Here is an 18557-nt window from a genome sequence, read left to right as displayed (position 1 = left end):
CTTCGTGACGCGTGAAATGGCCTGGCGCCGGATGGCGCCGGCCGATCTGCCGGCCGTGATGGAGATTGCGGCCGTCTTGCATCCCGACTACCCGGAAGACGAGGCAGTCTTCGCCGAGCGGCTGCGGCTGGCGCCGAGCGGCTGCCATGTGCTGGCAGATCTGGCGGGCGCGCTGCTCGGCTATCTCGTCAGCCATCCCTGGCCGGCGGGTGCGGTCCCGGCCCTGAATTCGCTGCTCGGCGCCATCCCGGTCGGAACCGCGAACTGGTACATCCATGACCTCGCGCTCCTGCCGGCGGGCAGGGGTACGGGTGCGGCCGGGCAGATCATTGCGTGGATTGCCGGCGAGGCCGTGCGAACAGGTTGTCCGGGCCTGGCGCTGGTTGCGGTCAACGATTCGACCGGCTTCTGGGAACGGCAGGGTTTTCGCGTGGTGCATGACCCCGCGCTTGATCGCAAGCTCGCAAGCTACGACGATGCCGCCCGCTACATGCGCCGTGATTTGCAGGGTCGAGACGACCTTGCGTCGAGAGCGTTCGAGGAGAAGAGCATGAGTGCCGACGACAAGCTGAAGGAACTGGGGCTGACCTTGCCGGAGGTGCCGAGCCCCGTCGCGACCTATGTCAGCTTCAAGCAGGTCGGCGACATGGTCTATCTCTCGGGCCAGGGCCCCAAGCGTGCCGATGGCAGCTATCCGACCGGCAAGGTCGGCGCCGACGTCACGATCGAGCAGGCCTATGAGCATGCCAAGCAGACCGGCCTCGGCCTGCTCGCCGCGATGAAGAAGGCGGCCGGCTCGCTCGACAAGGTCGAGGTCGTCAAGCTGCTCGGCATGGTCAATGCCGCGCCGGACTTCTCGGACCATCCCAAGGTCATCAACGGTTGCTCGGACCTGTTCGTCGCCGTGCTCGGCGACCGCGGCCGCCATGCCCGCTCGGCCGTCGGCCTGGGCTCGCTGCCGAACCGCATGACTGTCGAGATCGAAGTCATCGTCAAGGTGCACCCATGAGCGTGACCGCGACCACCTCCAGGGCCGTCGACCAGCCGGCCGCGACCCCGCTCGCCGCCGAGATCGCGCGTGTCTACGGCACGCCCGCCGTTGTCATCGATCTCGACAAGGTCGATGCCAATATCGCCCGCCTGCAGGCCACCTGCGACGCCGCCGGCCTTGCCAACCGCCCGCATATCAAGACGCATAAGTCGCCAGAGCTTGCGCGGCTCCAGATCGAGGCCGGCGCGCGCGGCATCACCTGCCAGAAGCTCGGCGAGGCCGAGATCATGGCCGATGGCGGCATCGACGACATCCTGATCAGCTACAACATCCTCGGCGAGGAGAAGCTGGGCCGGCTCGGCGCGCTCCAGCGCCGCGTCCGGATGATCGTCGCCGCCGACAACCCCGTCACCATCTCCGGCCTGCCGCGCGCCGGCGAGATCGCCGGCCGTGACCTCGAAGTGGTCATCGAATGCGACACCGGGCGCAAGCGCGCCGGCGTCGAGACGCCTGGCGAGGCGGTCGAACTCGCGAAGATGGTCGCGGCCTCGCCCGGCCTGCGCTTCGCCGGTTTCCTCATGTACCCGCCGGAGGATGGCTGGGACCGTACGCAGGTCTTCCTGGACACGGCCAATGCCGGCCTGCGCGAAGCCGGCCTCAAGGCCGATATCGTCTCGACCGGCGGCTCGCCCAATCTGCCGCATATCGGCAAGCTCAAGGGCTCGACCGAGCACCGCTCGGGCACTTCGATCTTCAACGACCGCATGCAGATCGCCGCCGGCGTGGCGACGCTCGAGGACTGCGCGTTGACGGTCTACGCTTCGGTGGTGAGCCGGGCGGCGCCCGAGCGAGGCATCCTCGACTCCGGCTCGAAGACGCTGACGAGCGACAAGGGCAACCTCGACGGACACGGCTACATCCTCGAATATCCGCGGGCGCGGATCGCGCAGTTCGCCGAGGAGCACGGCTTCCTCGACCTCTCGGGCACGAATGAGCGCCCTGTTGTCGGCGAGGTGGTGCGCATCGTGCCGAACCATGTCTGCGTCGTCGTCAACATGGTGGATCGGCTGGTGACCGTGCGCGGTGACAAGCTGATCGGGGAGCTGCCGGTCGCGGCGCGGGGCAAGCTGACCTGACCGCGGTCAGTTCTGCAGGATCTTGGACCCTTTGATCGTGACGTTGCCGGACGCCTTCGCTTCGAGGCGTCCGGAGGCGACCAGTGCGATGTCGCGCCCGTGCAGCTCGACGCTGCCATCCTTCTTCATGCTCAGCCGGGCGTCGCCGCTCTTCGACGTCGTCGCGTCGGCGCTCGTGATGGCCAGCGTCTTGCCGGCTGTGACGGTCATCTCCTTGCCCGAGCTCACGGCCAGGGTCTGGCCGCTGTCGATCGCGCATCCGACGGCTGCAGCGACATTGAAGCTGCGTGCCTCGAAGGCGATCTCCTGGCCGCTGCTGATCCGCATGCGGTTGCCGATTGCGAAGCTGGCATTCGCACCGGCCGTCACCGCCATGCTGGCGCCGGCGGTCAGCGTCATGGCGCTGCCGGCGCTGAGCGCGATGCCGAGCCCGCAATTGACGGTCAGCGAGCCCGGTGCGTTGATGACGACGTTGCCGCCCCGATCTGCCGAGATTGCCTGCAGCAGGGCTGCGACCTGAGCCTCCAGGGTGGCGATGCGCCTCTGGAGGGCTTCGTTGTCCCGATCGGCCATCGCATTCCCCGCTTGTCGGCATGGCAGGATGACGAAACGTCACCCTATCACGCGACAGGCCCGTCGAGAATGGGGTTTCCGGTCAGGCGCCAGGGTGCCGGGCGTTCCACGCTGCGGCGTATTCCGCGCATAGCCGGTCGAGCTCGGCGCGGTCGGTGACGCCGGCCGGGCGGCTGCGTGAAGGCGAGGCCTGCTGGAAGGGGACCGCGCGCTGATGCGCGACCCGCCAGAGGCGGCGCAGCTCGGCGAGCGGGTCGGTATGGTCGTCGACGCGGATGTCGAGGCCTGGCACCGGCTCGCCGTTCCAGATTCGGATGGCGGCCGATTGCCTGCCGCGCTTGTCGCCGCCGGCCTTCTCGCCGGCTTCGAGCGCGACGAGCAGGCGCTCGTCGAAATCGAGCGCCGAGGCGGCGATATAGGCCTTGAGCGTCTGCTGGATGACGTCGGGGCCAGCCAGCATGTTGCCGGCGACCGAGACCTGCGGCCCGTCCACGGCGCCGCACCAGTCGATGCAGGCAGCGCCGGTATGGGCGGCGATCCTGCCGTCGCGGTCGATGACATGCAGCTGGCGATGCGCCCGGCCTTCATCCGCGGCCGTCAGGGTTGCGACGATCTCGACCGCCGAGCGACCCTCCTGGAGCAGCCGCAAGCCGTCGATGCCGTAGAGCGGATTGACGAAGGCCTGGGTCGCGATGGCTCCGACGCGTCCACCGCCATAGGGCACGCGGGCGCCGACGGCGAAGGCGCAGGTCGACACGGCGACGCCATAGGCGCCGGTCGCGGCGTCGCGGGCGACGATGGACCAGGTCATCGGCTCGGTTCCTCAGCGGCCAGCGGCATAGGCCTGCATCAGACGCGGCGTCGCCGCGGCGCGCAAGAGGCCATCGCTGTCGCGTTCCGCCGCGGTGAGGCGGCCGACCGTCCAGGCCGGTGCCTTCTCGATCGCATGGCCGCGTCGCGCGAGCTCGGACAGGGCGGCCGTGCCGATGCTCTCCTCGATCATCAGGTGGCCCGGCCGCGAGGCGCGGGGATAGAAGGAGGAGGGGAAGTGCTGCGTGTGGAACAGCGGCAGGTCGATCGCCTCCTGCAAATTCAGGCCGTGATGGACGCGGCGCAGGAACAGGCCGAGCTGCCACTGCTCCTGCTGGTCGCCGCCCGGGGTGCCGAAGGCGAGGCGCGGCTCACCTCTTTCGAAAGCGATCGAGGGGGTCAGCGTCGTGCGCGGCCGCTTTCCAGGCGCAAGCGAGGCCGGCAGGCCCTCTTCGAGCCAGAACATCTGCGCCCGCGAGTTGAGCGGGAATCCGAGTTCCGGGATGACCGGCGAGGATTGCAGCCAGCCGCCGGACGGCGTCGCCGCGATCATGTTGCCCCATTTGTCGATGACGTCGATATGGACGGTGTCGCCCTTGCGCCCGGCCGCGACCATCGAGGCCATGGTCGGCTCCCCGACGGCGGCGCTGGTCTGGCCCGGCTGGGCGATGGCGCCGAGCGCCTTCAGCGCATGCGCCACCTGCGCCTCGAATCCGGGGACGATGCCGGGACGCAGCTCAAGTGAGGCCCGCTCGCCGATCAGGCTGCGGCGGCCGGCGGCATAGTCCTCGGAGAGCAGGGTGGCGAGCGGCACCTTCACGAAATCCGGGTCGCCGTAATAGGCCTCGCGATCGGCGAAGGCGAGCTTCATCGCTTCGACGACGTGGTGGACGAAGTCGGGGCTGTCGGGCCCCATGCCGGCAAGGTCGATGCCCTCCAGGATCTTCAGCGTCTGCAGGAAGGCTGGACCCTGGCCCCACGGACCGATCTTGAAGACCTCCCAGTCGTGATAGGTCGCCGAAGCGGGCGTCTCGTAGGTGGGCTGCCAGCGCGCCATGTCGTCGGCGGTGAGCAGGCCCTTGTTGCGCCGGCCCGAGGAATCCATTGCCTCGGTGCTGCGGCAGAAGCGATCCATCGCCTCGGCGACGAAGCCCTTGTACCAGGCGTCATAGGCGGCCTGGATCTGCTTCTGCCGGTCTGAGCCGGCGGCTTCCGCCTCGGAGAGGATGCGCCGATAGGTGGCCGCAGCCGCCTTGTTCGCGAAGAGCTTGCGCGCTTCCGGCACGTTGCCGCCCGGCAGGTAGACCGCGCCCGAGGTCGGCCATTCGTTGCTGAAGAGGTCGGTGAGCTCGCGGATCGAATCCGAGACGCGCGGCAGCATCGGGTGGCCGTGCTCGAAATAGCCGATTGCCGGCTCCAGCACCTCGCGCAGCGCCAGCCGGCCATGGTCGCGCAGCAGCGTCATCCATCCGCCGAAGGCGCCGGGCACGACGGTCGCGAGCAGGCCCGAACCGGGGATCATGTCGAGCCCGAGCGCCTTGTAGGCGGCGATCGTCGCCGCCTGCGGCGCCGGCCCCTGCGCGCAGAGCACTTCGACCTTCTTCGTGTCGGCCGCATAGAACACGGCCGGCATGTCGCCCGCCGGTCCGACCAGATGCGGCTCGACCACCTGCAGCACGAAGGCCGCGGCGGCGCAGGCGTCGAAGGCGTTGCCGCCCTTTTCGAGCATTGCCATGCCGGAGGCGGTGGCCAGCCAGTGCGTCGAGGTGACGACGCCGAAGGTGCCCAGGATTTCGGGGCGTGTGGTGAACATGGGGCGATCCTTGAAGTTGGGTCTTCGGCCGGTCAGTTCTCCCTCGGATCGAGCGCGTCGCGCAAGCCGTCGCCGAGGAGGTTGAAGCCGAGGACGGCCAGGAAGATGCAGACGCCCGGCGCCACCGACATCCATGGCGCCTGCTCCATGAAGTTCTTGGCGACGTTCAGCATCTGCCCCCAGGACGGCGCCGGCGGCTGCTGCCCGAGACCGAGGAAGGAGAGGGCGGCTTCGAGAATGATCGCCCGCGCCATGAACAGGGTCGATTGCACGATGATCGGGGAAAGCGTGTTGGGCAGGACATGCCGGAACATCAAACGCAGGTCGCGCGCGCCGACGGCCCGGGCGCCCTCGACGAAATCCTCGACCTTCACGCTCATCACCTGCCCGCGCACCAGCCGGATGAAGATCGGCACGGCCGACAGGCCGATCGCGATCATCGCGTTGGTCAGCGACGGGCCGAGCACCGCGGCAAAGGCGATGGCGAGGATCAGGAAGGGGCAGGCCAGCAGCGCCTCGGTGACGCGCGAGATCACGATGTCGATCCAGCCGCCGTACCAGCCGGCCAGAAGCCCGAAGGGCAGCCCGACCGCGACGGCGATCAGCACCGAGACGATGCCGGCAAGCAGCGAGGCCTGTGCGCCGAAGAACAGTCTCGCAACCTGGTCCCGGCCTAGTTCGTCCGTGCCGAACCAGTAGATGGAAGAGGGCGGCTTCCGGATGGCGAGGAAATTGGATTTGAACGGGTCAGCCAGCGGCAGCGCTGGGGCCAGGACCGCCATCAGCACGAATAGCAGCACGAGCCCGCCGCCGATCAGCGCCGCGGGGTTGCGCGACAGCCGGGCAAGCACGCCCGGCCGCGCCGTCGCTCCGCCCGTCGCTCCGGAGGAGATCGAATCCACCGATGCCATCAGGCCGCCCTCAGCCGTGGATTGACGAGTATGTACAGGACGTCCGCGAGAAGATTCATCAGGATGAAGCCGATGGCGGTGCACAGCACCACGCCCTGCACCACCCCGTAGTCGCGGTTGAACACGGCATCGACGATGAGCTTGCCGAAGCCGGGAATGGTGAAGACCTGCTCGGTCAGCACCGCACCGGCCAGCAATTCGCCGAACAGCAGCGTCGTCAGCGTGATGATCGGCACCAGCGCGTTGCGCAGGGCGTGGCGATGCACGACGGTATCCTCATCCAGTCCCTTGGCGCGGGCGGTGCGAACATAATCGGAACGCAAGACCTCGAGCATGGCGGAGCGGGTGTGGCGCATCAGGAAGGCCGCCAGGCCGCTGCCGAGCACGAAAGCCGGCATGATCAGGCGTTCGATCGCCGCCCAGGGATGCACGAAGATCGACTCGTAGCCTGAGGCCGGCAGCCATTTCAGGTGCACCGAGACGAGCAGGATGAGCATGATCCCGAGCCAGAAGTTCGGGATCGACAGCCCGGAAAGCGCAAGCGCGCTCGTCGAATAGTCGACCACCGTGCCCTTGCGCCGCGCCGCCAGGATCCCGGCGGGAACGCCGATGGCGATCGCGACGAGGATCGCCGCGGTCGCCAGTTGCAAGGTTACCGGCAACTTCTGCAGGATCAGGCCCAGCACCGGCTCGCCGGTGCGCAGTGAACGGCCGAAATCGCCCTGCACGACCTGCCCAAGCCAGGCGAAGAACTGCACGAAGAGCGGATCGTTCATGCGATAGAGCTCGCGCAGCCGGGCCAGCACCTCCGGATCGCGCTCTTCGCCGGCCATCACCAGGACCGGGTCGCCCGGCAGCGCGCGCTGCAGGGCGAAGACGAAGAGGGAGACCAGGAACAGCGTCGGAATCGCGATCAGGATCCGCCGGAGGATGAGCGTGATCATCGGCTGTCGCGCCGAGCCGCCTAGGAGCGCTTCAACCCCGCCAGACGGATCATGCCGTCCGGATTGATGACGAAGCCGTCGAGGTTCTTGCGCAAGGCGAAGAACACCGTCTGATTGTAGAGATACACGATCGGCAACTCGTCCTGCAGGATCTTCTGCGCGGCGTCGTAGAGCTTCTTGCGTTCGGCCGGGTCGTAGACCGTGCGCGCCTGGTTGAGCAGGCGGTCGACCTCCGGGTTCGAATACTTGCCGTCGTTCTGCCCGCCTCCGGTCGTGACGAAGGGGTGGATGTTGCCGTCCGGGTCGATACGGCCCGACCAGCCGATGCGGCTCATCTGGAACTTGCCCTGCTGCTGGTCGCGCAACTGGCTGGCGAATTCGGTCGAGCGGATCTGGATGTCGATCCCGGCCTCCTGCGCCATCGCCTGGAGGACCTGGCCGAGTTGGTTGTCGACGGGATTGTTGGTGACGAAGAGCTCGACCGAGACCTTCTCGTGGCCGGCGGCCTTCAGAAGGGCCTTGGCCTTGGCGACGTCGCGCTCCGGCACCGGAAAATCGCTGCTGAGGTAGAAGTTTCCGGGGTTGAAGGGTTGGTTCATCGGCTCGTACAGCCCTTCGAACACCACCTGGCTCAGGACTTTCCGGTCGATGGCGAGGGAGAGCGCCTGGCGCACGCGCTTGTCCTGGCCCATCGGCTGCTTGGCAGCGTCGCCGTTGCGGGTGTTGATGGTGATGCCCTGATAGCCGAGATTGGCGATGCTCTCGACTTTCAGCGAGCTGTCCGCCTTCGCCGATTTCACGTCGGTCGGGGCCAGCCGTTCGAGCATGTCGAGTTCGCCCGAGCGCAGGTTGGCGAGCCGCACTGTCGTGTCGGGAATCGCGCGATAGATGATGCGGTCGAAGTTGTATTTGTCGGCTTCCCAGTGTTCCTTGAACTTCTCCAGCACGATCCGGTCGTTCTGAACGCGCTCGACGAACTTGTATGGGCCGGAGCAGATCGGCTTGGCGCTGACGTCGCCGGAGAAGGACTTCGGCGACAGCATCATGCCGGCACGGTCCGTGAGCGCGGCGAGCAGGGTCGCGTCGGGACGCTTCAGCTTCATGACCAGCGTCGCCGGATCCGGTGCCTCGACCGTGTCGACCGAAGACAGTTCCGACTTCCGCAGCGATTCCGGCAGCGTCTTGGCCCGCTCGATATTGGCCTTGGCCGCCGCCGCGTCGAAGCGCTCGCCGTCGTGGAACTTCGCATCGGTGCGCAGCTTCATCGTCAGCGTCAATCCGTCGGCGGAGAACGCCCAGGAGGTCGCCAGGCGAGGCACCAGCTTGAGCTCCGGCGTGATGTCGACCAGCCGGTCGCACAGCCCCATGAAGACGATGCGCCCGACGAAGGTGCGCGCCTTGTGCGGGTCGAGCATGTCCGGATCTTCCTGGAGCCCGATCCGCAATGTCGAGGGCGTCTGGGCCTTTGCCGGCGAGAAGCTGTGCAGCGCCGCCAGCGCCAGGACGGAGGCGGTCGCCAGAGTTCTGAGAAGCGTCATGGTTGTCCCCTCTTCGAACGCGATTTGCGACGCACGTCCGGCAGCAGGAGAGAGCGCCCCGATCCGGCCTCGTATCCGCGAACTTGTTCCTTCCGGGACCAAGTTGACTCAGAACGGCGGCGCCGTCGACGCTGCGCTGCATCAATTCGAGGGCAGGGATGCCCGGTTTTTGGGCGAGGCTCGACGACATGCCGGATGGGCAGGCAGGCGATGCGGCGAGGGCCCTCGCTTCGCCCGCAGCCGGCGGCTAGAACAGCCCCAGAAAGCGGGAGAGGAGAACGCCGTGCTTCTGGGAGTGATCGCCGACGACATGACCGGGGCGACCGATGTCGCGTTGATGCTGAACCGGGCCGGGATGCGCACGGTGCAGGTCATCGGCGTGCCGGCGCCCGGAGTGTCCTTGCCGGAAGCCGATGCCGTGGTGGTGGCGCTGAAGTCGCGGACCAACCCGGTGGCGGAGGCGGTGGACGATTCGCTCGCCGCCTGCGAGGCGCTGCTGGCAGCCGGCGCCCGGCAGATCCTGTTCAAATACTGCTCGACCTTCGATTCCACCGCGGAAGGCAATATCGGCCCGGTCGCGAACGCGCTGATGCAACGGCTCGACGCCAAGCTCTCCATCGTCTGCCCGGCATTTCCGGCGAATGGTCGCTCGATCTATCAGGGCTATCTCTTCGTCGGCGCGGTGCCGCTGCATGAGAGCTCGATGAAGGATCATCCGCTGACACCGATGCGGGATTCGAACCTGATGCGGCTGATGGCGGCTCAGGCGAAGATGGATGTCGGCCTCGTCGACTATGCGACGGTTCTCGCCGGCCCCAGCGCGGTGAAGGCCCGCCTTGCCAAGCTCGAGGTCGAAGGCGTGCGCTATGCGGTGACGGACGCGCTCACCAACGAGGACCTGATGACGCTCGGCCATGCTGTGTCCGAGCAGGTCCTGCTGACCGGCGGGTCGGGCATCGCGATGGGCTTGCCGCAGAATTTCCGGCGGGCCGGCTTGCTGCCGGAGCGCCCGGGGCCGCAGGACATCAAGGCTCCTCCCGGCCGCGCGGGCATCATCTCCGGCAGTTGCTCGACCGCGACACGCGGGCAGATCAAGGCGGCGCTGGAAGCAGGCTATCCGGCGCTCAAGGTCGATCCCTTCGCGCTGATCGAGGGGCGGCAGGACGCGCCCGGCCTCGCCCGCTGGGCGCTGGCCCAGCCCGAGGACAGGCCGTTCCTGCTCTATTCGAGCGACGATCCGGCCGAGGTCGCAGCCGTGCAGGACAAGCTGGGCCGCGAGAAGGCCGGCAGCACCGTCGAGCAGGCCTTCGCCGAGGTAGCGCGGCTTCTCTCCGAAGGTGGTGTCACGCGACTGCTGGTCGCCGGGGGCGAGACCTCCGGCGCCACCGTGCTCGGTCTCGGCATCCGCACGCTCGAGGTCGGCCCGGAAATCGACCCCGGCGTGCCCTGGACACGCGTCGTCGACGGCCCCGACATGGTGGTCGCGCTCAAGTCCGGCAATTTCGGCGCTCCCGATTTTTTCCTCAAGGCGTGGAACCTGTTGCGCTGAGACCCGGTTTTCCGAGGGCCGATCTCGTATATGATTGCGGTGCAACATAGGGAGCCCGCATCGACATGGCGTTTCTCGGCGAACTGCTGATCAATGTCGCCGACCGCGGCCGTGCCCTGATCGGCTTCGAGCGCTTCCTCGGCAAGGGAGCCCGCTCGATCGACCGGCTCTGCGAGGACCTGCTCTCCGGCCGGGGCGAGGCTTCCGGCATGGCGCTGGCCCAGGCGGTGCTCGAAGCCTGGCAGCGCCTCGACAAGCCGGGGCGGCTCGCCTTCTTCAACCTGCTGAAGGAGCGCTTCGGACCGGATCCGGAGGCGCTCGACAAGGCGATCGAGCGCTATCGCGAGGCACCGGACGCGGCTGCCATTGCGGCGCTGCATCTCGCCTCCGAGCCGCGCCGGCAGGAATTGCTGCGTCGTCTCAACCTCGCGCCCGAGGGTACGCATGTGCTGGTCCAGATGCGCGAGGCCCTGTTCGAGGCGATCGAGGTCGAACCCGATCTCAAGGCTGTCGATACCGATTTCCGGCATCTCTTCGGTTCCTGGTTCAACCGCGGCTTCCTCGTGCTGCGGCGGATTGACTGGCGCACACCGGCCAACGTGCTGGAGAAGATCATCCGCTACGAGGCGGTTCACGAGATCCAGGGATGGGACGATCTGCGCCGCCGGCTCGAGCCGGCGGACCGGCGCTGCTTCGCTTTCTTCCACCCGCAGCTCGTCGACGATCCCCTGATCTTCGTCGAGGTCGCGCTGACGACTGCGATCCCGCACTCCATCGGCGAATTACTCGAGCCGGAGCGCGATGTGATTCCGGCGCAGCAGGCGACGACGGCGGTGTTCTATTCGATCTCGAATTGTCAGGAAGGGTTGCGCGGCATCTCCTTCGGTAATTTCCTGATCAAGCAGGTCGCCGAGGATCTCAAGCGCGAATTGCCCGGGCTCGATACCTTCGTCACGCTCTCGCCGGTACCGGGCTTCGCTCGCTGGCTCGCCGGCATCGCGGCAGAGCCGGGGGACTTCCGCCTCAGCAGCGAAGAGCGCTCCGAACTCGCGCGGCCGGCAGGCGAGACGATTTCGCTCGACGAGTTGACGAAGGCGCGCCGCGACAAGCTGCTCGGACAGATGGCGGCTCAGTATCTGCTGCGCGCACGCACGAGCTCGGGACGCGTCATCGATCCCGTGGCGCGTTTCCATCTCGGCAATGGCGCGCGGCTCGAGCGCATCAATGTCGGTGGCAACCTGTCGGCGCGCGGGTTGCGGGAGTCCCACGGCGTAATGGTCAACTACCGCTACGATCTCGCTGAGATCGAGACCAACCATGAGGCTTTCGCCACGCGTGACACGGTGGTCGCGTCCTCGTCGGTGCGCAAGCTGCTTCGCCCGGCCAATCCCTGAGCGCGCGAAGACGCCCTGCTCATCCGGGCCGGCGCCTGCCGATGCTCGCCGTTACACCATCGCAGGAGCCGATATCGCGAGCGTTTCTCCATCCGCCGGTATCCGCAGGCGCTCGCTGTCGATGCCGCGTTCCTTTGCCGCCTTGCGCAAGGCGGCGCGGGTCACCGTGCAGTGGTCGAGCGCCTCCATATGGGTCGCGATCACCATGGCGCGTGGGAAGGACTCGGCGAGGGCCAGCGTCTGCGCGGCGTCCATGATGATCGGCGTCCCGTCCCACATCGCCCCGCCGGAGTGGCTGACGATGACATCCGGACCGGTTGCGGTGATGGCATCGCGCAGCGGTGGGTAGAGCACGCTATCGCCGCACCAGTAGAGCGTCGGCTCGCCCGGCGCCTCGAAGCTCAGCCCCATCACCGGCCCCATCGTCTCGGCCACGGCGCCGGTGCCGTGCTGGGCCGGATGGCGCTTCAGCACGATCGGCCCGAGCCTGACATAGCAGTCGACCGCCGTGACGGCGGCGAAGCCGGCTTCGGCGATCGCCTGCTCCTGGCCGGGCTGGCAGATCACCGGCAGGGTCTTCGGCACGCGGGCCTTGGCGATGTCGTCGAAATGGTCGGCATGGAGATGGGAGACGATCACCGTGTCCACGCCGGCGACGATGTCCTCGATCGGCTCGGGCAGCGGCACCATCGGGTTCTGCGAGCGGCCGGTGAAGGAGCGGCGGCTAAGGGGCACGCCGAAATCCGGGTCGATCAGGAAGGTCCTGCCGCCATATTCGAGCTTCAACGTCGCGTTGCGGAGAAGTTTGAGCTTCATATCCGTCCCGGCTCCCTTGCTTGCAGGGCTATTGTTCAACCCCGCGGGCACGGACGCCAGTTCGGATTTGTGAAGCACTCCCCCACGCTCGCGTGACGTATCAGGCAGGTGCGAACTGGCCATAGGGCACGGTTTGCCGGGCGGTCCGCAATGCGCTCGCCCACCAGTGGAGCTGCGCCAGCATCGTCGCCATCGCCTGTTCGGCCCGGTCGGCATCCAGCAGCCGCCCCTCGGAATCGAAGCGGCTCCAGGCATCGGAGAAGGCGACGCCGTCACGGATCGGTGCTGCATGCAGCTCGCCGAAAACGAGCCGAAGCTGCTCGACCGCGCGCAGGCCTCCCGAGATCCCGCCATAGGACACGAAGCCGACCGGCTTGCCGCGCCATTCCGGGCCGATCGAGTCGATCAGGAACTTCAGGATCGCCGGATAGGCGCGGTTGTATTCCGGCGTGACGACGATGAAGCCGTCGGCCCAGTCGACGGCCTGCCGCACCTGCTCGAGCGCCGGGTGGCCGCTGCCGACATGGCGTGGCGGCAGTTCCAGCGAGACGGGATCGATGATCGCCAGTTCAAACGGGCCGTCGCCTTCGATCTGCGAGATCGCCCAGCCGGCGACCTTGTCGCAGAGACGGCCTTCACGGCCGCTGCCGTAGATCAGCGCCAGCCTGATCCTCGAGTCGAGCTTCTTGAGCATGGATGCGCTCCGGTTTGCGTCACGGGAGCGGGGCTTATAGAACCTCAAGTAAGGTTAAGGTCAATACCCGAAAAGCGGAGGGGTCCCGCATGGCCGTCGCGCGGCACCTGCCCATGGAACTGAGCGTCGGTGACGTGGCCCGCCGCAGCGGGCTCGCCGTCTCGGCCCTGCACTTCTATGAGGCGGAAGGGCTGATCCGGAGCCATCGCACGGCGGGAAACCAGCGCCGCTATGCCCGCGAGGTGCTGCGGCGCGTCGCGATCATCAAGGTCGCGCAGCGCGCCGGCATCCCGCTGAAGACGATCCGCGAGGCGTTCAAGGCGTTGCCGCGGGAGCGCACGCCGACGGCGGCCGACTGGACGCGCCTGTCCTCGGCCTGGAAGCTGGAGCTCGACCGGCGCATCGAGAGGCTGACGCATCTGCGCGACCACCTCACCGGCTGCATCGGTTGCGGTTGCCTGTCGGTGAAGGACTGCCCGCTGCGCAATCCCTGGGACCGGCTGGCGGAGGAGGGAACCGGCGCGCGCCTGCTCGATCCCGACTGAATCAGTCGGCCTTGTGCAGCTTCGCCAGCGGGAAGCGGGCTACATCGGCCATCAGCTCGGCAAAGCCCTGCGCCTGCAGCGCGGCGGTGGCCTTGCCCTTCTCGGCCGTTGCGAGGCTGGCGTCCCCGGCGACGCCCGCCGGGTGCACATCCTGCGCCATCCAGGCGAAGGCGTGCGGCCCGGTCGGCCGCAGCCAACGATAGCCTTCCCCGGCCATCGGCAGCATCAGCGGCTCGAAGCGCTCGGTCCGGCTCATGTCCACGAGATCGGGCCGGAAATGCAGCATCAGCGCCGTCTCGACATCGCCGCCATGGATGCCGTGGCGGACGTCGAGATCGGCAAAGAGCCCATCCGGCAGGCCGAAGGACATCCAGGCCGTGGTCACCGCCAGCATACCGTGGCTGACGCGCAGTTCGCGCGCGGCGATCTTCATCGGGTCGACATTGCCGCCATGCGAGGTCAGCAGCACGAGCTTGCGGAAGCCGGCGCGCTTCACGCTTTCGCCGATCTCGATCCAGGAGCGGATCGCGCTCTCCCAGCCGATAGTGAGCGTGCCAGGCGAATGCAGGTGCTCGTTCGATTTGCAGACGGCTTGCGTCGGCAGCACCAGCACGTCGAGATCGGGGCCGACCAGCGGCATCGCCTGCGCCAGCATCCCGTTCATGATGGTGGTATCGGTCGAAACCGGCAGATGCGGGCCGTGCTGCTCGATCGCCGCCAGAGGCAGCACGGCGACGGTGCTCTCGCGCGGAAGAGCCGCGAAATCGGAGCTCTTCAGGTCGCCCCAGAAGCGTGCGGTCATGATCGGGCCTGTCGATGGCGGCCTAGGTTGCCGCGGCTGTGCATGCGGCAGGTCGGCGTTGCGATTTATGCCACGCTATCGCATGGCATAAGGCTATAACGCCAGAGGTCGCCGGTCCCGACGCGGGGAGAGTCTTGCAGATGACGATGATGAAATATCGCCTGAACCGGCGCGCTGCCCTCGGCCTGCTCGGCGGCTCCGCGGCTGCCGCGCTGGTGCCGGTGCCGGGCGCGCGGGTCAGCGCGCAGAGCCTCGAGAAGCTCAGCTTCCAGACCAACTGGCGCGCCCAGGCCGAGCATGGCGGCTTCTATCTCGCCCTGGCCAATGGCATCTACAAGAAATACGGCATCGACGTCGAGATCCGGCCGGGCGGCCCGCAGCAGAACCCGTCGCAACTGCTGCTCGGCGGGCGTGTCGACATGACCATGTCGACGAGCTTCGAGGCGATCCGTTTCGCGCAGGAGAACATCCCCTTCCTGGCGATCGCCTCGATTTTCCAGAAGGACCCACAGGTCATCATCTCGCATCCCGACCAGGGTAATGATTCGCTGGCCGCGCTGAAGGGCAAGCCGATCCTGATCGGCGCCGAGGCGCGCACGGCGTTCTGGCCGTTCCTGCGCGCCAAGTTCGGCTACACCGACGAGCAGATCCGCCCCTACACCTACAACATGGCGCCGTTCCTCGCAGACAAGAAGCTCTCCCAGCAGGGCTTCCTCTCCTCCGAGCCCTTCGCCATCCGGAAGGCCGGCGTGAACCCGGTCGTCCATCTCCTGGCCGATAACGGTTTCGACGCCTACAACACGACGATCAACGTCTCGCGCAAGCTGATGGACGCCAAGAAGGACCTCGTGCAGCGCTTCGTCACCGCGACGCTCGAAGGCTGGGACCAGTACATGAAGGCCGGCCCCGAAGCCGCTGCCGCCAACGCCCTGATCCTGAAGGACAATCCGGACATGGATCAGGAGAAGATCGACTACGCCGTCAAGGTGATGAACGAGAACGGCATCGTCCGCTCGGGCGACGCGGTGACGCTCGGCATCGGTGCCATGACCGATCTGCGCTGGGCCAATTTCTACAAGACGATGAGCGACGTCGGGGTTTTCCCGGCGGGCGTCGACGTGAAGAAGGCTTATAGCCTCGATTTCATCAACCAGGGCGTCGGCAAGGGCTGAGAGCAGCGGATCGGTCGGTTTTGGATACGGTCATTGCATCATCGGGCGCGAGCGGACCGGCGCCGGCCGAGGCCGCGCCGCTCGTGGCCCTGCGCAGCGTCTCCAAGCGCTTCGGCAACGGCACGCTCGCGGTCCGCGACGTCGATCTCGACCTCGCGGCGGGGGAGTTCGTCAGCCTGCTTGGCCCCTCCGGTTGCGGCAAGTCGACCCTGCTGCGCATGATCGCGGGGCTGGGAGCACCTTCAGCAGGCACGATCGACTGGCCCGGCCGCGACGAGGCAGGGACGGGGCAGAGGCGCGAGCTCGGCTTCGTCTTCCAGGACTCGACGCTGATGCCCTGGGCGAACGCGCTCGCCAACGTCATGCTGCCGCTGACTCTGAAGAAGGTCGCCCGAAGCGAGGCGCAGGCGCGGGCGGCCGAGATGCTGGCGCTGGTCGGTCTGGCCGGCTTCGAGAAATCGTATCCCCGCGAGCTCTCCGGCGGCATGAAGATGCGTGTCTCCATCGCCCGGGCCCTGGTGATGCGGCCGCGCATCCTGCTGATGGACGAGCCCTTCGCCGCGCTCGACGAGATCACCCGCCACCGCCTGAACAACGACCTGCTCGCGCTTTGGCAGCGCGAACGCTTCACCGCGGTCTTCGTCACCCATTCGGTCTTCGAGTCGGTCTATCTCTCGCAGCGCATCGTGGTGATGGCGGCGCGGCCCGGCCGCGTCATGGCCGATCTGCCGGTCGATGCGCCCTATCCGCGCAACGAGCTCTTCCGCACCTCCGGCGAATACGCCCATCTCTGCCGGATCGCTTCCGGCAAGCTCGAGGAAGCGATCGGCGCATGAGCCCGCCCGACGACACCATGGCGCGAACCTCCGCTGCGGCCGAAGCCTTGCCCGTTCCGGTCGAGACTCGCCTCTTCGGTCTGCCGACCGGCATCTGGCCGCGCATCCTCGCGCCGCTCGTCATCGGCGCGCTGGTCCTGGGCCTCTGGGAATTCGCGGTTCGCTGGAACGACGTGCCGCCTTATGTACTGCCCGGCCCGCTTCTCGTCGGCCGGACCTTGGTCGCCGACTGGGCGTCTCTGTCCGCCTCGCTCTGGGTGACGCTGCGCATCACCTTCCTTGCGCTGGCCGCCGCGGTCGTCATCGGCGTTGCGCTGGCCGTGCTGTTCAGCCAGTCGAAATGGCTGGAGATGGCGCTCCTGCCCTATGCGATCGTGCTGCAGGTGACGCCGATCGTCGCCATCGCGCCGCTGATCATCATCTGGGCCAACGATATCGACCTGTCGCTCCTGATCTGTGCCTGGATCGTCGCTTTCTTCCCGATCCTGTCGAACACGATCCTCGGCTTGAGCGCGGCCGACCACAACCTCGTCAACCTGTTCGAGCTCTATGGCGCCAGCCGTTGGCAGACCCTGCGTTATCTCAGGCTGCCGGCGGCGCTGCCCTATTTCCTGGCGGGGCTGAAAGTGTCGGGCGGGCTGGCCCTGATCGGCGCCGTCGTTGCCGAATTCGTCGCCGGAACCGGCGGCAGCGCCTCGGGGCTGGCCTATCGCATCCTGGAAGCTGGTTACCAGCTCAAGATTCCACGTGTCTTCGCAGCGCTGGCGATGATCTCGCTCTCAGGCGTCGCGATCTTCCTGGCAACCAGCCTCGTCTCGCATCTCCTGCTGCGCCGCTGGCACGAAAGCGCGATCCGGCGAGAGAACTGATCCCGCCGGGAGAGCAAAGGGAGGTTCAGGCGAAGAAGGCGAGCTTCCGTTCGGCCGGCAGCGCGTCGATGTCGCGCAATCCGGTCTCCGACGAGCCCGAGAGCACCGCCGCCGGCGGTTCGCTGAAGACGATGTCGTCGTCGAGCAGTTCGATCGTTCCGATCCGCGGCTCGGTGTCCGCCGGATCGTCGAGCGGTTGCGCCTGTTCCGGTTCGCTGCTGGCCAGGGTTGCGGGCTGCTCGAATTCCTCCGCCCGGAAGCCGTTGCCGGTCGAGGGGGCAGGCCGCGGAGCAAGCCCCGCCAGTTCGGTCGCGGTCAGATAGTGCGGGCTCGGGTCGCGCGCGATCTCGCCGAAGGCGCGCAGGCTCGAATCGAGCATGGCGATGGTATCCGCGATCTTGTCGATGCGCTGGACGACGCTGTCGACGAGGCCGACCGCCTGGGAAGCCTCGGCCGCGTGCCGGTCGAGGCGGTCGCACAATGCCGTCTCGGCGCCGCCTTCCCTGAGATTCCAGGCGACCTCCTGGATGCTTTCCGTCGCCCCGAGGATGGACCCGGCCGCACGTTCGATCTGGGCGGCAAGTCCTGACGAACGCTCCTGCGCCCGGCCGCTGATCCGCTCGAGGTCGACGCGCAGGTCGCTGATCAGGGCGGCCGCCTCGATCAGGCTGGCGTCGCGGCTGGTCTCCTGGACGCCGAGCCCAACGACCCGCTCGATCCGTCCGATGGCGCCCAGAAGCTGCAGCGTGTCGGCCTGCCGGTTGCGTTTGGCGTATTCGGCCATGAACCAGCGGCCACGGGCGGTTTCCATCACGGCCGCTTCGATGGCGTCGTAATCGCTCTGGCTCAGCGGTGTCAGGGAGCGGGCGTCGCTCATGACCGGTCTGCCTTCGATCGAATGGCCGAATCAAGGGGGCCGAAGATGACGGTTCGGAAACCCTGCGCGACGAATGCTTAAGGAATTCCTGCCTGCTTCCGCAGGGAAAACGGCCGCCGCGCCGGCGTCGGCTATGGCGTTTCGGCAACGGTGCCTGCGCGTGAGGCGGGGCGAGGAGCTCCCCGGCTTGCCACGCGGCACCGTGGCGGCAATACAGGGTGCAGGGGTGGATTTCGGTGCCGGATGGTGCGGAGACGGCCGCAGGTGTTCGTCGGCCGGGTGAGGGA

The 18557-nt window shown here is 67.4% G+C and carries 18 protein-coding genes and 1 pseudogene; 9 read left to right on the top strand and 10 right to left on the bottom strand.

The annotated features are described in order from the left end of the window. Positions 1 to 16 precede the first annotated feature (16 nt). The 3 genes and pseudogenes from BGO20_RS08530 to BGO20_RS08520 all read left to right on the top strand — a co-directional run. A pseudogene (locus BGO20_RS08530) lies at positions 17 to 415 on the top strand (GNAT family N-acetyltransferase); the annotation flags it as partial. A 135-nt stretch (positions 416 to 550) separates the two neighbouring features. Next, on the top strand, positions 551 to 1009 hold the full coding sequence (locus BGO20_RS08525; protein WP_291661725.1) for a RidA family protein: 459 nt from the start codon (positions 551 to 553) through the stop codon (positions 1007 to 1009). After that, a complete protein-coding gene (locus tag BGO20_RS08520; protein ID WP_291661446.1) occupies positions 1006 to 2127 on the top strand; it encodes a D-TA family PLP-dependent enzyme in 1122 nt (373 codons plus the stop codon). Before BGO20_RS08525 ends, BGO20_RS08520 begins: the two co-directional genes overlap by 4 nt. Positions 2128 to 2133: 6 nt before the next feature. Here BGO20_RS08520 and BGO20_RS08515 read toward each other — a convergent pair whose 3' ends face one another. The 6 genes from BGO20_RS08515 to BGO20_RS08490 all read right to left on the bottom strand — a co-directional run bounded on the left by BGO20_RS08515 (position 2134) and on the right by BGO20_RS08490 (position 8716). Continuing rightward, positions 2134 to 2700 carry a DUF2345 domain-containing protein gene (locus BGO20_RS08515; RefSeq protein WP_291661445.1) on the bottom strand — a complete coding sequence of 189 codons (567 nt, stop codon included), beginning with the start codon at positions 2698 to 2700 and terminating at the stop codon, positions 2134 to 2136. Positions 2701 to 2782: 82 nt separating this feature from the next. Then, positions 2783 to 3511: a DUF1028 domain-containing protein gene (locus BGO20_RS08510; protein WP_291661444.1), complete on the bottom strand. Its 729-nt coding sequence runs from the start codon at positions 3509 to 3511 to the stop codon at positions 2783 to 2785. A gap of 12 nt (positions 3512 to 3523) precedes the next feature. Continuing rightward, positions 3524 to 5323 carry a gamma-glutamyltransferase family protein gene (locus BGO20_RS08505; protein WP_291661443.1) on the bottom strand — a complete coding sequence of 600 codons (1800 nt, stop codon included), beginning with the start codon at positions 5321 to 5323 and terminating at the stop codon, positions 3524 to 3526. Positions 5324 to 5355: 32 nt separating this feature from the next. Further along, positions 5356 to 6234, bottom strand: coding sequence for an ABC transporter permease (locus BGO20_RS08500; protein ID WP_291661442.1), 879 nt, complete (start codon positions 6232 to 6234; stop codon positions 5356 to 5358). Next, a complete protein-coding gene (locus tag BGO20_RS08495) occupies positions 6234 to 7178 on the bottom strand; it encodes an ABC transporter permease (protein WP_291661441.1) in 945 nt (314 codons plus the stop codon). Before BGO20_RS08495 ends, BGO20_RS08500 begins: the two co-directional genes overlap by 1 nt. Before the next feature lie 20 nt (positions 7179 to 7198). After that, positions 7199 to 8716, bottom strand: a complete 1518-nt coding sequence (locus BGO20_RS08490) for an ABC transporter substrate-binding protein (RefSeq protein WP_291661440.1) — start codon at positions 8714 to 8716, stop codon at positions 7199 to 7201. A 283-nt stretch (positions 8717 to 8999) separates the two neighbouring features. Between BGO20_RS08490 and otnK the strand changes: the two genes are divergently transcribed. Then, on the top strand, positions 9000 to 10265 hold the full coding sequence (otnK, locus tag BGO20_RS08485) for a 3-oxo-tetronate kinase (protein WP_291661439.1): 1266 nt from the start codon (positions 9000 to 9002) through the stop codon (positions 10263 to 10265). Positions 10266 to 10330: 65 nt separating this feature from the next. Continuing rightward, the gene (locus BGO20_RS08480; protein WP_291661438.1) at positions 10331 to 11659 is read left to right on the top strand and encodes a malonyl-CoA decarboxylase; all 1329 of its coding nucleotides are present in this window, start codon (positions 10331 to 10333) and stop codon (positions 11657 to 11659) included. A 51-nt stretch (positions 11660 to 11710) separates the two neighbouring features. Here BGO20_RS08480 and BGO20_RS08475 read toward each other — a convergent pair whose 3' ends face one another. Both BGO20_RS08475 and BGO20_RS08470 read right to left on the bottom strand, forming a co-directional pair. After that, complete coding sequence (locus tag BGO20_RS08475; protein WP_291661437.1) at positions 11711 to 12475, bottom strand: MBL fold metallo-hydrolase; 765 nt, start codon at positions 12473 to 12475, stop codon at positions 11711 to 11713. 100 nt (positions 12476 to 12575) lie between these two features. Then, a complete protein-coding gene (locus BGO20_RS08470) occupies positions 12576 to 13169 on the bottom strand; it encodes an NADPH-dependent FMN reductase (protein ID WP_291661436.1) in 594 nt (197 codons plus the stop codon). Between the two features lie 89 nt (positions 13170 to 13258). Here BGO20_RS08470 and soxR point away from each other — a divergent pair, with 89 nt between their 5' ends. Continuing rightward, positions 13259 to 13714, top strand: coding sequence for a redox-sensitive transcriptional activator SoxR (soxR, locus tag BGO20_RS08465; protein WP_291661435.1), 456 nt, complete (start codon positions 13259 to 13261; stop codon positions 13712 to 13714). Between the two features lies 1 nt (position 13715). Here the strand turns inward: soxR and BGO20_RS08460 are convergent, their stop codons facing one another. Continuing rightward, complete coding sequence (locus BGO20_RS08460; protein ID WP_291661434.1) at positions 13716 to 14516, bottom strand: creatininase family protein; 801 nt, start codon at positions 14514 to 14516, stop codon at positions 13716 to 13718. A gap of 140 nt (positions 14517 to 14656) precedes the next feature. On the opposite strand from BGO20_RS08460, the gene BGO20_RS08455 reads away from it, so the two are divergent. Genes BGO20_RS08455 through BGO20_RS08445 form a run of 3 tightly spaced genes read left to right on the top strand, consistent with a single transcriptional unit; the run spans position 14657 to position 17393 of the window. Further along, complete coding sequence (locus tag BGO20_RS08455; RefSeq protein ID WP_291661433.1) at positions 14657 to 15688, top strand: ABC transporter substrate-binding protein; 1032 nt, start codon at positions 14657 to 14659, stop codon at positions 15686 to 15688. 20 nt (positions 15689 to 15708) lie between these two features. Continuing rightward, the gene (locus tag BGO20_RS08450; RefSeq protein ID WP_291661432.1) at positions 15709 to 16524 is read left to right on the top strand and encodes an ABC transporter ATP-binding protein; all 816 of its coding nucleotides are present in this window, start codon (positions 15709 to 15711) and stop codon (positions 16522 to 16524) included. Continuing rightward, on the top strand, positions 16521 to 17393 hold the full coding sequence (locus tag BGO20_RS08445; RefSeq protein ID WP_291661431.1) for an ABC transporter permease: 873 nt from the start codon (positions 16521 to 16523) through the stop codon (positions 17391 to 17393). Before BGO20_RS08450 ends, BGO20_RS08445 begins: the two co-directional genes overlap by 4 nt. Before the next feature lie 25 nt (positions 17394 to 17418). Here BGO20_RS08445 and BGO20_RS08440 read toward each other — a convergent pair whose 3' ends face one another. Beyond that, positions 17419 to 18270: a hypothetical protein gene (locus BGO20_RS08440; RefSeq protein WP_291661430.1), complete on the bottom strand. Its 852-nt coding sequence runs from the start codon at positions 18268 to 18270 to the stop codon at positions 17419 to 17421. Between the last annotated feature and the right edge of the window lie 287 nt (positions 18271 to 18557).

The organism is Allobosea sp. 67-29 (assembly GCF_001898115.1).
Taxonomy (GTDB): domain Bacteria; phylum Pseudomonadota; class Alphaproteobacteria; order Rhizobiales; family Beijerinckiaceae; genus Allobosea.
The sequence above is the reverse complement of the archived record's forward strand: the minus strand, read 5'-3'. Positions and strand labels throughout refer to the sequence as shown.